At 29.9% G+C, this 13,354-nt stretch carries 12 protein-coding genes; 8 read left to right on the forward strand and 4 right to left on the reverse strand.

Translation table 11 applies throughout. The features are described from left to right. Positions 1-26 precede the first annotated feature (26 nt). The 3 genes from WHD07_RS13680 to WHD07_RS13690 form a co-directional block, all read right to left on the reverse strand. Entirely contained in the window at positions 27-1,382 is a 1,356-nt protein-coding gene (locus WHD07_RS13680; RefSeq protein ID WP_343328855.1) for an exonuclease domain-containing protein, read from the reverse strand. After that, entirely contained in the window at positions 1,383-2,039 is a 657-nt protein-coding gene (gene rpe, locus WHD07_RS13685) for a ribulose-phosphate 3-epimerase (RefSeq protein WP_343328856.1), read from the reverse strand. Between the two features lie 886 nt (positions 2,040-2,925). Then, positions 2,926-3,789, reverse strand: a complete 864-nt coding sequence (locus tag WHD07_RS13690) for a sigma-70 family RNA polymerase sigma factor (RefSeq protein WP_036827110.1) — start codon at positions 3,787-3,789, stop codon at positions 2,926-2,928. A 404-nt stretch (positions 3,790-4,193) separates the two neighbouring features. On the opposite strand from WHD07_RS13690, the gene WHD07_RS13695 reads away from it, so the two are divergent. Genes WHD07_RS13695 through WHD07_RS13705 form a run of 3 tightly spaced genes read left to right on the forward strand, consistent with a single transcriptional unit; the run spans position 4,194 to position 5,796 of the window. Continuing rightward, the gene (locus tag WHD07_RS13695; protein ID WP_343328857.1) at positions 4,194-4,763 is read left to right on the forward strand and encodes a sigma-70 family RNA polymerase sigma factor; all 570 of its coding nucleotides are present in this window, start codon (positions 4,194-4,196) and stop codon (positions 4,761-4,763) included. 2 nt (positions 4,764-4,765) lie between these two features. Next, positions 4,766-4,954 carry a hypothetical protein gene (locus tag WHD07_RS13700; protein WP_343328858.1) on the forward strand — a complete coding sequence of 63 codons (189 nt, stop codon included), beginning with the start codon at positions 4,766-4,768 and terminating at the stop codon, positions 4,952-4,954. A gap of 5 nt (positions 4,955-4,959) precedes the next feature. Then, positions 4,960-5,796 (forward strand): mechanosensitive ion channel family protein, encoded by an 837-nt coding sequence (locus WHD07_RS13705; protein WP_343328859.1) that lies wholly within the window; start codon positions 4,960-4,962, stop codon positions 5,794-5,796. A 113-nt stretch (positions 5,797-5,909) separates the two neighbouring features. Here WHD07_RS13705 and WHD07_RS13710 read toward each other — a convergent pair whose 3' ends face one another. Then, complete coding sequence (locus tag WHD07_RS13710; RefSeq protein ID WP_343328860.1) at positions 5,910-6,524, reverse strand: deoxynucleoside kinase; 615 nt, start codon at positions 6,522-6,524, stop codon at positions 5,910-5,912. Between the two features lie 218 nt (positions 6,525-6,742). Here WHD07_RS13710 and WHD07_RS13715 point away from each other — a divergent pair, with 218 nt between their 5' ends. The 5 genes from WHD07_RS13715 (at position 6,743) to gldA (ending at position 13,343) form a co-directional block, all read left to right on the forward strand. Further along, on the forward strand, positions 6,743-7,600 hold the full coding sequence (locus WHD07_RS13715) for a GLPGLI family protein (RefSeq protein WP_343328861.1): 858 nt from the start codon (positions 6,743-6,745) through the stop codon (positions 7,598-7,600). A 32-nt stretch (positions 7,601-7,632) separates the two neighbouring features. After that, on the forward strand, positions 7,633-10,383 hold the full coding sequence (locus WHD07_RS13720; protein ID WP_343328862.1) for a carboxypeptidase-like regulatory domain-containing protein: 2,751 nt from the start codon (positions 7,633-7,635) through the stop codon (positions 10,381-10,383). 104 nt (positions 10,384-10,487) lie between these two features. Beyond that, positions 10,488-11,627 (forward strand): geranylgeranyl reductase family protein, encoded by a 1,140-nt coding sequence (locus WHD07_RS13725; protein WP_343328863.1) that lies wholly within the window; start codon positions 10,488-10,490, stop codon positions 11,625-11,627. A 4-nt stretch (positions 11,628-11,631) separates the two neighbouring features. Continuing rightward, on the forward strand, positions 11,632-12,402 hold the full coding sequence (locus tag WHD07_RS13730; RefSeq protein ID WP_343328864.1) for a hypothetical protein: 771 nt from the start codon (positions 11,632-11,634) through the stop codon (positions 12,400-12,402). 47 nt (positions 12,403-12,449) lie between these two features. Next, positions 12,450-13,343, forward strand: a complete 894-nt coding sequence (gene gldA, locus WHD07_RS13735) for a gliding motility-associated ABC transporter ATP-binding subunit GldA (protein WP_343328865.1) — start codon at positions 12,450-12,452, stop codon at positions 13,341-13,343. The last annotated feature ends 11 nt before the right edge of the window (positions 13,344-13,354 follow it).

A 13,354-nucleotide genomic window follows, 5' to 3' on the forward strand; every position in this document is an offset into this window, starting at 1 on the left:
TTGGTTAGTAAGAAAGAGGCTTTTTTTTAGGCCTCTTTTTTATTTAAGTAACTAGATATTATCCGTTGAATATCTCGATTATCTTTTTTAGGAGCTACAAAAAATTGGTAATCTTCTGGGTTTTCTAATTGTTTAGATTGATGAAAGTCTACATACCCAAAACCTTGATAAATACCATCTAAAATTAGCGCAAAACCAATTTCATCTTTAGTTCTTCCTTTTTCTTTGATAACTAAATTTTCTGCACCAATTCCTACAGATTTAATAGCTTCTTTTACACGAACATTATAATCTTGTACCGCTTCTTTGCCAGAACAAACACCTTTACATTCTTTTAATTGATAATGAAAACAACTAGAAACGTTGGTTTGTAAATGACAATATTTAGGGCATAATTCAAACTCTTTACAAAGAATTTCTAAGTGATTTCTTACTTCTGCAACAGAATAATATTTCATTATTGGGTTTGGTGCCAATTTTAAACGATTATAAGCCAGATGTATTATTCCTTTTTGATCTTCGTAAGAAAACAAGCCAATTGCTTCGCTAGATCGTCTTTGTGCTCTATTAAATTTTGGATATAGATGTTTTATTTCTGCCGATTCATGTAAAAGAGCTAGCAATTCGCTGCCGGTTTTTGTAAAAGAAATGTCGGAAGTTTCCATACACATGGTTTGCTCTTTTTTCTTTTTGTCATAAAAATGACTGATGACACGTTGCTTTATATTATTAGCTTTACCCACATAGATAATTTCTTTTTCTATGTTTTTAAAATAATAAACGCCAAAAGTTTCGGGTAAATTATCTACTGTTTTTTTGTCTAAAAGAGGCGGTAAGGTTGCTTGTCTAGATTTCGGATTTAAAAAAGAATTGATGGTAAAATTATCATCTCTTTCTATTAATCTTCTAAACAATTCTGTGGTAGCTTCTGCATCACCTTTAGCTCGGTGTCTTCCGTTTATAGGTATGTTTTCTATGGTACAAATGTTTCCTAAGCTATAAGAACTTAAACCGGGAATAATTTTTCTTGATAAACGTACGGTACAGAGCTTTTTTCTTTTAAAATTGAATCCTAAGTTTTTAAATTCTTCTTGAATAATGTTGTAATCGAAGTTTACATTATGCGCAACAAAAATAGTGTCTTTGGTTATTTCTGCTACTTTTTTTGCAATTTCGTAAAACTTAGGTGCGTTTCTTACCATGGCATTTGTAATACCTGTAAGATTGGTTATAAATGCAGGAATATTTTGTTCTGGGTTTACCAAAGTAGTAAACTCATCTACAATTACTTTTCCATCAAAAAGAAAAATGGATATTTCGGTTATTTTAGAACCTTTATATCCATTTCCTGTGGTTTCTATGTCTACAACTGTATATAACAATTATTCAATCGTCTTTTTTAAGTCCGCAATAGTTTGTGTAGGATTATCAGCTCCAAAAACAAAGCTACCTGCCACTAAAACATTTGCTCCGGCTTCTATTAATGCATTTGCATTGTAAGAAGTAACTCCTCCGTCAATTTCAATTAGACATTCAGATTCTGTAAACTCTATTAAATGTTTTAATTGACTTACTTTTTTGTACGTATTTTCTATAAAAGATTGCCCGCCAAAACCAGGGTTTACACTCATGATACATACTACGTCTAAATCTTCTATAATATCTTCTAAAACAGCAATTGGTGTATGTGGGTTTAAAGCAACTCCGGCCTTCATTCCTGCTGCTTTAATTGCTTGAATTGTTCTGTGTAAGTGTGTACAAGCTTCATAATGTACAGTTAAAATATCTGCGCCTAAATCTGCAAATGTTTGTATGTATTGGTCTGGGTTTACAATCATTAAATGTACATCAATCGTTTTTTTAGCGTGTTTAGTAATCGCTTTTAAAACAGGCATTCCAAAAGAAATGTTAGGTACAAAAACGCCGTCCATAATATCAATATGAAACCAATCTGCTTCACTATTGTTTACCATTTCTACGTCTCTTTGTAAGTTAGCAAAATCTGCTGCTAAAATTGAAGGTGCAAGTAAATTACTCATTTATTTGTTGTTGTGTTGTTATTTAATTTTGCAAAGGTAATTAAATTGTCATTGCGACGAACGAAGCAATCTCTTAAAAATATAACAATAATTTATTATAAAATTCGACCACATAGTTACATAGAAAATATAGAATTTGTGGTAAAAAGAAAAGCATATAAATAGGTTTAGCCCTTATTAAACGGCATCCTTTTTTGTGTTAAATTTAATTGATGATTACGATAAATAAAATAATCTTTCTGTCTGTTTTATCTCATTTTCTTTTCCATTGATGAATACTGAATCAAGTTCAGCACAAGCTTCAACAAAAATCTAGACTGATTTTAATTTTTTAGAATTCTACATTGTATTCCACTATCGCATCCAGACCACTGCGTTCTTTGGATGCTTGCCGTTCCTTACAATTTGAATTTCTACAAAAAATTAAAAGTAGGTCGATAGTGATATTTGATATTTTTCTAGTAGTTGATTTGTATAAATTATTGAGGATAAAATAATCTGTCTGTTTGTTTTATCTCTTTTTCTTTTCCATTGATGAATACTGAATCTAGTTCAGTACAAGCTTCAATAAAAATCTAGACTTATTTAAAGTCATAAATTAGGCAAACAAGGTTAGCCCCGATTGAAGTGGCATCCTTTTTATTGCCACAGTTTACAAAAAAGTAAACTTTGCAATGACAGCTATAAAAAGATATAACGGAAAGCGGGAAATAGCTTCAAAAAAAATGAAGAAGCTTTATGTGATTTCTCCTTCGTCGAAAAGACAAGATTGTGCCTTGTAATGACGTGTATAAAAAAACTCCCAAAAATAAATTTGAGAGTTTTTGTGAAAATATTTAGGCTTTGAATTCAGCCTGAGTAAGATACTTAAAATGGTTTGTGACCATTAACCTAAGTATGTCATTAAAATTTTAGATCTAGAAGTGTGTTTTAATCTTCTAATTGCTTTTTCTTTAATTTGACGAACACGCTCACGAGTTAAATCGAAAGTTTCACCAATTTCTTCTAAAGTCATTGGTTGGTGTTCACCTAAACCAAAGTATAATTTTACAACATCTGCTTCACGTGGCGTTAGCGTTTCTAAGGCTCTGTTTATCTCGATACGTAAAGATTCGTGTAATAATTTTCTATCTGGGTTTGGAGATTCTCCTGAGTTTAATACATCGTATAAGTTAGAATCTTCACCTTCAATTAAAGGAGCGTCCATAGATACGTGACGTCCAGAATTTTTCATAGATTCTTTTACGTCATTAACAGTCATGTCTAATTTCTTAGCAATTTCTTCGGCACTTGGTGGGCGCTCATTTTCTTGCTCTAAGAAAGCGTACATTTTGTTAATTTTATTGATAGAACCAATTTTATTTAACGGTAAACGTACAATTCTAGATTGTTCTGCTAAGGCTTGTAAGATTGATTGACGAATCCACCAAACGGCATAAGAGATAAATTTAAAACCACGAGTTTCATCAAAACGTTTTGCAGCTTTAATTAAACCTAAGTTTCCTTCGTTTATTAAATCTGGTAATGTTAATCCTTGATTTTGGTATTGTTTTGCAACAGATACAACAAATCTTAAATTGGCTTTTGTTAATTTTTCTAAAGCTCTTTGGTCTCCAGCTTTAATAAGTTGTGCCAATTCTACTTCTTCATCAGCGGTAATTAAATCTACCTTACCTATTTCTTGTAAATATTTATCTAATGATGCAGTTTCTCTATTAGTAACCTGCTTGGTAATTTTAAGTTGTCTCATCTAATTCTCTATGACTTTTTAAAGGATTAATGTATTGCTACAATTTATTATACGTAAGAACATTATAAAATGTTACAAAAAGAATTGTTTTTTTTATCATTTTAATTTTTTTAGTGTTTATAAATTTTAAATCTATAATTATTAGTCTCGTTAAAAGGTAAATAGATAAGAGAGAATTTGGAATTATAAATTTTAAAAACGATTAGTTTCCTTCTTTAATAAGTATTTACTTACATAGGCAGACTAAGTTTTACACCTGTTTTATAGTCTGAGGATAACTCTAATTAGGGCTATTTTTTTTAAAGAAGGTTTCTTACCGTTCACCGATATAAAAGAGCGGGTCAACTTTTTATTTATTTTAATTGTGACTTATCGGGTTTCTTTGTGTCATAAAAATAACTGAGTTGAAAACGATAGATGTAAAAAATTTAAGTGACGAGGAGCTAGTCTTTAAAATAGTAGAAACAAACAATACACATTTGTTTGCTGTTTTATATGATAGGTTTTCTAAAGTTGTTTATAATAAGTGTTATGGTTTTTCTAAAAATAAGGAAGAAGCAGAAGATTTAACACATGACGTTTTTATCAGGTTATTTGTAAAAATAAAGACCTTTAAAGGTAACTCTAAGTTTTCTACTTGGTTGTATTCTTTTACGTATAATTTCTGTGTAAATTATGTACAAAGAAACGATTTTAAGAAGAAAGAAAAAGTTACGGTTGTTACAGATAATATAAAAGAAGATGATGGTTTGCAAGAAATTGATGATGCAACTCTATTTGAGTTAAAATCAGAAAAATTGGCAAAAGCATTGGCTTTAATTGATCCAACAGAAAAGATGATTCTTTTAATGAAATATCAAGATGATATGACCATTAAAGAAATTAAAGAATCTTTAAATATTGGTGAAAGCGCTGTTAAAATGAGAATTAAAAGAGCGAAACAAAAACTTGTAAGAACCTATGAAGAGTTATAGTTATGAACAATCCTTTTAAAAGAATTATACACCACCATAGTGTGCCTGAAGTTCTTAAAGAAAAAGTTTTAAGTGATATTGGTATGATTAAACTTACCTTAGATATTGCAGATTTATTTTTAGTCAAATATCCGAATACAATTGGAGACTTGTTGAACAACGGTAACAATAACTCGAATAATAAAAGCTAAAATAAATGACAAATAAACTACTACTAGCACTGCAATCTGACATAGATCTTAGTTTTTTAGAAAAACTTTGGAATAACTTTTTAGATTTTTTACCACAATTATTAAAAGGAATTGGTTTTTTAATAATTGGTTGGTTATTGATAAAATTTCTACTGTATATTATTAAAAAAGCATTAGGTTTTACTAAAATAGATAGCTTACCAGAAAAATTAAATGTTGATGAAATTTTTGGAGAATCTTCATTAAAAATTCAACCTACAAAAATAATTATAACTGCTATTAAGTGGGTTTTAATCCTCGTTTTTATAATTGTTGGATCAGAGTTATTAGGTTTAAGAATGGTTTCTGAACAATTAAGTGGTTTAATAGCATATTTACCAAAACTAATTAGTGCACTTATCATTTTTGCAATAGGTATTTATGTTGCTAACTTGGTAAAGAAAGCCCTATTTTCTATGTTTAAATCGTTAGAGTTAACAGGAGGAAATTTGGTGGGTAATATTGCCTTTTATCTAATTGCAATTGTAGTTACTGTAACGGCTTTAAACCAAGCTGGTGTTAATACAGATTTAATTACAAGTAATTTATCTATAATTTTGGGAGCCATTTTAGCATCGTTTACTATTGCTTTTGGTCTAGGGTCTAGAGATGTTATAAAAAGATTATTATTTGGTTATTATACAAGAAAAAATATACAAGAAGGAGATAAGGTTATTGTAAATGGTATAGAAGGTGTTGTTGCGGTAATAGACAATATTTGTGTTATACTAATTACAAAAAAAGGAAAAGTAATATTACCAATAAAAGATATAGTTGACAATCAAATAGAGATTGTTAATTGATTTTTTTAAAACCTTGATAGAATGTTGGGGGACAATCTATCATCTGTGATTTATCACAAAAAGAAAGAGACCGTGAAAACGGTCTCTTTTATTTTTTATAAAAAATGATACTTTTAAAATAACCCATTTATTTGAGCATCTATTCTATCTATAATGTATCCTAAGTCTTCTTGATTGTCTACAAAATCAAGATTATCAACATCAATTACTAATAATTTACCTTTTGTATATGTAGATATCCAAGCTTCATAACGCTCATTTAATCTACTTAAATAATCGATGCTAATAGAGTTTTCATAATCTCTACCGCGTTTATGAATTTGACCTACCAAGGTAGAAATGTCTGCACGTAAGTAAATTAATAAGTCTGGTGGTGTTACCAAATTTTCCATTAATTCAAATAAAGAACTATAATTGCCATAGTCTCTATTGGTCATTAATCCCATGGCGTGCAAATTCGGAGCAAAAATATGGGCGTCTTCATAAATCGTTCTATCCTGAATAATATTTTTACCAGATTCTCTCAGTTCTAAAATCTGACGAAAACGACTATTTAAAAAATAGACTTGTAAATTAAAAGACCAACGTTCCATTTCTGTGTAAAAATCATCTAAATACGGATTTTCATCAACAGACTCAAAGTGAGGTTTCCATTTAAAATGTTTGGCTAATAATTTGGTTAGTGTGGTTTTACCAGCACCAATGTTTCCTGCAATTGCAACGTGCATAAATTAAATTCTAATAAGATTAAAAGTGGTGCTAAAATAGTGAAAATAATAAATAGAATGTATCTAAGACTCTAATTTAAAATCAAAAAAAAGCATCTTAACACTTTATATTGTCTGTAAATATTTTTTATTTTTTTTCGAAATTAAACTTTCAGGTTTTTTTTTAGTCATAAATAGGTATAAAACAGATTTATTTACAGAAAACTAAACATAAATACATGAAAACACTATTTACATTTATTCTAACACTTGTTTCAATAATTACTTTTGGGCAGCAAGATTTTCAAGGAAAAGCAATTTATATGTCTAAAACATCTATAGATTTAAACAACTTTGCTAGAGGTGGACAACAACTTACTGAAGCACGAAAAAAACAGATTCAAGACAGAATGAAATCTCAGCTAGAGAAAACATTTATTTTAAGTTTTGATAAAAGTTCATCTCTTTACAAAGAAGATGCAAAATTAGCAGCACCAACTACCGGAGGTGATAGAGGACCAAGGTTTGGTGGTTTTTCTAGCGGAGGAACAAAATATAAAAACACAAAAGATAAAGTTGCTTTAGAAGCTACTGAGTTTTTTGGAAAAAAGTTTTTAGTATCTGATGAGATGGAACAACCACAATGGGAATTGGCTGCAGAAACAAAGCAAATTGGTAATTACCTTTGTTATAAAGCAACCTTACTTAAAGATGCAAATCCTTTAGACTTTTCTAACTTTAGAAGACCTAGAAAAGAGGACGATAAAAAAGAGCAAGAAGATACAGAAAAGAAAAAAGAAGTAAAACAAGTTTTAGTAACTGCTTGGTATACACCACAAATACCTGTTAGTAACGGACCTGGAGAATATTGGGGGTTACCTGGCTTAATTTTAGAAATAAATGAAGGAACTACTACTGTTTTATGTACAGAAATTGTATTAAATCCTTCAGAAAAAGCAGCTATAGAAGCGCCGTCTAAAGGTAAAAAAATTACGAGAGAAAAATATACTAAAACCGTAACTAAGAAAATGGAAGAATTAAGACAGAATTTTCAAAATAGAGGTAGAGGTGGTAATCGTGGAGGAGGACGTTTCTAAATAAAAAACTAACTGTATCTTAATTATAACAAATGAAAAAAATAGTACTACTCGCCATTTTTATGGTTACACTTTGTGTAAATGCTCAAGTAAAATTAACGGGTGTTGTTAAAGACAGTATTGGTGAACCTTTAGAAATGGCAAATGTGTTAGCTATAGATAAGGTTACTAATAAAATAGCATCTTACGGTTTTACAGATCCTACAGGTTATTATAAGTTAAATGTAGAAAAAAACACCACTATTTTACTAAAAATAAGTTATGTTGGTATGAAATCTGCCGACTTTACAATAGAAACAAAAACTGCGGATATTGTAACAAATGTGCTGCTTGCTTATGATAATGCTTTAGACGGAATTAATATTGTGTCTAAAATGCCTGTTACTGTAAAAGGAGATACCATTGTATATAATGCAGATTCTTTTCAAAATGGATCGGAAAGAAAACTAGAAGATGTTTTAAAAAAATTACCCGGTGTAGAAATTAATGATGATGGAGAAATTGAAGTTGAAGGAAAAACGGTAGAAAAAATAATGGTTGATGGTAAAGATTTTTTTGATGGAGATACAAAACTTGCTACCAAAAATATACCTTCTAATGCTTTAGATAAAATAGAGGTTTTAAGAAATTATGCAGATGTTAGTCAATTAAGTGGTGTGCAAAACAACCAAGATAGAGTTGCCATAAATATTAAACTAAAAGAAGGAAAAAAGAATTTTTGGTTTGGAGACATTACTGCTGGTGGTGGAGATGCCCCAGATGAAACGCTTTACCTTTTACAACCTAAACTCTTCTATTACTCACCAAAATATACCATTAACGTTATTGGTGATGTAAATAATATGGGAGAGGTTGTTTTAGATAGAGGAGATATTAGAAACTTTAGTGGAGGTTTTAGAAGTCAAAGTCCATCTAACGGAACCAACTTAAGTTTGGCAAGTGCTGGTATAGGTTTTTTAACAGCAAATGCAAGAAATGCCAACAGAATAGAAACAAAACTTACGGCCTTAAATTTTAGTTATTCACCGAATAAGAAATTAGATTTAAGTGGGTTTTTAATCTTTTCTAGTAATAGCAACGGACAACAAAATAATGTAACAAGCGATTATGTAGATCCTGCAACACCAGATGATTATACCCAAAGTTTAACAGACCAAACAAGTAACACAGGGTTGTTTAAGTTTAGCGGTAACTACAAGCAAAACGAAAGAAAACAATTTAATTATGATGTTATTGGTCGTTTTTCTAACGAGTTTAGAACAGATGATGTAAACTCGTTGGTTTTAAGCGATATTTCAGAAAACGAAAGATCTACACCTTATAAAATTAACCAAAATTTCAGTTATTTTTATACGGCAGATGAAAAAAATATTTTTGCATTAGAAGCACAACATTTAATACAAGATGAAGATCCTTTTTATGTAGCTTCTTTAGAAAATGATCCTTCTAACAATAACGATGTAAATAATGATGGTTTTGATGATGCAGCAAAAACATTAGGCTTAGATACCAGTAATCTATTTTATACATTAGAGCAAGACAGACGCGTAAAATCTAACCAGTTAGATGTAAAATTAGATTATTACAATATTTTAAATGATAAAAGTAATTTAAACTTTGTGGTGGGAACCATACAAAGTGTACAAAATTTTGATTCTAAGTTTTTTCAGATACTAGACAATGGTACTGCATTTACCCCAACACCTACAATCCCAGGAAACTTAGATCCGCAAACAACAAATGATACAGAATATGGTTTTTCTGACATTTATGCAGGATTAAGATATCGGTTAAAAGCGGGTATTTTTACCTTTACTCCAGGTGTTACTTTACATGCTTACAATGTAAAAAACACGCAATATCAAACAGAAATATTTAAAGATCAATTTCAAAAGATATTTCCAGAACTTTCTATCATTGCACAATTTAAACAAAGCGAATCTTTACGATTTTCTTACAAACAAGAAGTTAATTTTACCGATGTTAATAAGCTTGCAAGAGGTATTGTAGCTAATAGTTATAACTCTTTTTATTATGGTTATGAAGAATTAAATAATGCACATTTACACAATGTAAATTTAAATTATTCTAGTTTTAATTTATTTAATTATACCAATGTGTTTGCCAGAATTAATTATAAGAAAACAATAGATCAAATTAACTCTATTGTAAATTTCGAAAACAATTCTGTAGTTTCTAGTAGTACATCTTTAAACTCACCTTATGATAATGAAAGTTTTACTGCTTCTGGTAGAGTTGGTAAAACATTTAATAAAATTAAAACTTCTTTAAGTGCTAATTATAATTATAGCAAAACATATCAATTTTTGGGTGATGATGAAAACACAAATAAATTATTTGCTCAAAGTTATAGAGCGAGTGTAAGTACTAATTTTACAAAAGCACCCAATGTAACATTAGGATATAATTTAAGTTTATCAGATCAAGATAACAGCTCTAGAGATGCAGTTGTAAAAGGAGTTACCAACGCACCTTCTTTAGGGTTTGATGCTTATATTTGGAACTCATTAACAGTACGTTCTGATTTTTCTTATAGCGAGGTAAAACAAGACGGAGTTGTAGCGAATTCTTTTAAAATTTTAGACGCTTCTTTTTCTTACAGAAAGGATAAAGACGCAAAATGGGAATATGAATTAGTAGGTAGCAATCTTTTAGCTTCTGGTTCTAGATCTACAGTAAGAACAAGTAATATTGCATTTACAGTAAATGAAACGTTTATTTTGCCAAGGTTTATAAGTCTTAGGGTAAAATATCAACTATAAATTTAGAGACATTTTCATTAAAAAAAAGGTGCAATTCATTGCGCCTTTTTTTATGTTCTAAATTTAAAATAAGAAACAATATATTTGTAAAAAAATAACATTCTATGATTTTTGATGTAGCTATAATAGGTTCAGGGCCAGCAGGGGCTTCAGCAGCTTTTAAATTAGCAGAAAAAGGAATTTCAACCGTTATAATAGAAAAAGAAACCCTACCAAGATACAAAACTTGTGGAGGTGCTTTTGGTTTGGCCGGAAGAAAAATAATGCCTTTTGATATTACAGAAGTTGTAGAAAAAGAATGTTTTAATATTGATGTTTTTTTTGATAAAATTGATAAAAAATTTACCATTCAAAAAGACGAGCCTATCATTACTATGGTGATGCGAGCAGATTTCGATAATTTTATTGTTAAAAAAGCACAAGAATTAGGAGTTACATTATTAGAAAATCATAAACTTACAGATATTACTTTTAAAGATGATATCATTTTACATACTTCTAAAGGAGAAATAAAAACCAAATTTGTAATTGCTGCCGATGGTGCTTTAGGTAAAACTGCAAAATTTGCAGGATGGAAAGAAACACGTTTGTTAATACCTGCATTAGAATATGAAGTTGAGGTAAATGAGGATGATTTTAAAAGATTATCAAAAACCGTTCGTTTAGATTTTGATGCCATTCCTATGGGATATGGTTGGTGTTTTCCAAAGAAAAACCACTTATCTATAGGAGTTGGGGCTTTACGAAAAGTAAAAGTAGATTTTAAACAGTGTTACAGAGATTATTTAGTGAATACTCTAAAGGTAACGGAAATCATTAGTGAAGAAATGCATGGTTTTCAAGTACCAGTTTCTTTAAGAAAAGATGGTTTTGTAAGAAATAATGTTTTTTTAGTGGGAGATGCTGCTGGTTTTGCAGACCCGTTATCAGCAGAAGGAATTACAAATGCTATTCTTTCTGGTAATATGGCAGCAGAATCAATCATTGAAAGTAAATTGAAAGGTGAATTAGCCAAAAATTTATACAATGAAAAGTTAGAAGAGCATCTTTTGCCAGCACTAAGATCTGCCTTTAAATTATCTAAGTTGTTTTATGAAAACGGTACCATGAGAAACCTTTTGATTAAAAAATATGGAGAAAGAATCTGTGAAAAAATGATTCAGATTATGATGGGAGAAAGTACCTATCCAACTGATATTATGAAAACGATAAAAAGGAAACTAAAAAACGCTATTTTTTCATAGAAGTATGAGTGTATCAACTACAAAAACTTTTTTGCCTGCATTTTTAAAAACTTTAGGAATTTTATTTCTCTATATCTTTCTAGGATTATTTTTAGATAGTGTTAATGTAGCAGAAAGCTATCAAGACTTACAATGGTTGGCTAATTTAATTATGCTTGTCATTTTTTCAATTACACTTTTTAAAGTAAACCCAAGAATTAGGGAGCAAATGGTATATGCGGTACTTATAGCTATTGCCGGCGAGTACGGTTTTTCTTTAGGGATGGGCATGTACACGTATCGCTTAGAAAACATACCACATTATATTCCTATGGGACATGCTCTAGTGTATGCTGGGGTATTGTATTTTACAAAAACAGCGTATGCAAAAAATAATGTAAAATTATTAGAAAAGGTTTTTACTGTTCTTGTAATTGTATATACAACTGCCTTTTTAATTTTAAAAAATGATGTTTTTGGTTTTGTACTATCTGCTTTAATGTTATATTTTTTAAGAAAAAGACCAAGAGAACGGTTGTTTTATTTGACCATGTTTTTAGCTGTTGCTTATTTAGAAATTATAGGTACTAGTTATGAATGTTGGTGGTGGCCAACAACAGCTTGGAATAAAATATCATTTTTACCAAGTGCAAATCCGCCAAGTGGCATTAGTTTTTTCTATTTTGGCTTAGATTTAGGTTGTTTGTATTTTTATAAAAAGCGACATAAAATAGCATGGTCTCGAATGAAAAATGTTAGGAAAATTAGACAAATTAAAGGTGTTGTAGCAAACTAAAAAACGAATTTTTTCGTTTTTAACTTAAATCAAATTACATTTGTAAGATGTCTATAAAAGTAACATCCGTTTCTAAAATTTATAAAACGCAAAAAGCATTAAACAATGTTTCTTTTTCTGCGGATAAAGGCCAAATAATTGGGTTTTTAGGTCCAAATGGAGCAGGGAAATCTACGATGATGAAAATCTTAACCGGTTTTATTCAGCCAAATGAAGGTGCGGTTTTAGTGGATGAAATAGATGTGTTACAAAATGCAATAGAAGCACAAAAAATTATTGGTTATTTGCCAGAACACAACCCTCTGTATACAGAAATGTATGTGCTAGAATATTTACAGTTTCAAGCAGCAATTTTTAAGGTTGATAAAAGCCAAATAGAAAATTGCATAGAAAAAGTAGGCTTAACTTCTGAGGCACATAAAAAAATCAATCAATTATCTAAAGGATATCAGCAAAGAGTTGGTTTGGCAGCAGCTATTTTACACAATCCAAAAGTGTTAATTTTAGATGAACCTACAACAGGTTTAGATCCTAATCAATTGGTAGAAATTAGAGAGCTCATTAAAGAATTAGGAAAAGAAAAAACGGTGCTGTTTTCTACACATATTATGCAGGAGGTAGAAGCGGTCTGCGATCGTGTAATTATCATTAAAAAAGGAGAAATTCTAATTGATAAAAAACTAGCAGATCTAAAAGAAAACAATCAACAAGTAATAGAAGTTACTTTTGATTATAAGATTGAAGAGCAGTTTATTAAACGATTAGAAAAGGTAGTTTCTTATAAAAATAATTACGACAATACTTGGTTCATCACTTTTGAAAGTGAAGAAGATATGCGCCCTAAAGTTTTTGATTTTGCGCAAGAAAATGGTCTAAAAATCTTAAGCTTAAATACACAGAATAAAAATTTAGAAACGCTTTTTAGAGAGGTAACGGCTTAGGTTTTTAAGTG

The sequence above is a fragment of the Polaribacter staleyi genome (genome assembly GCF_038024045.1).
In the GTDB taxonomy this organism is placed as follows: Bacteria; Bacteroidota; Bacteroidia; order Flavobacteriales; family Flavobacteriaceae; genus Polaribacter; species Polaribacter butkevichii.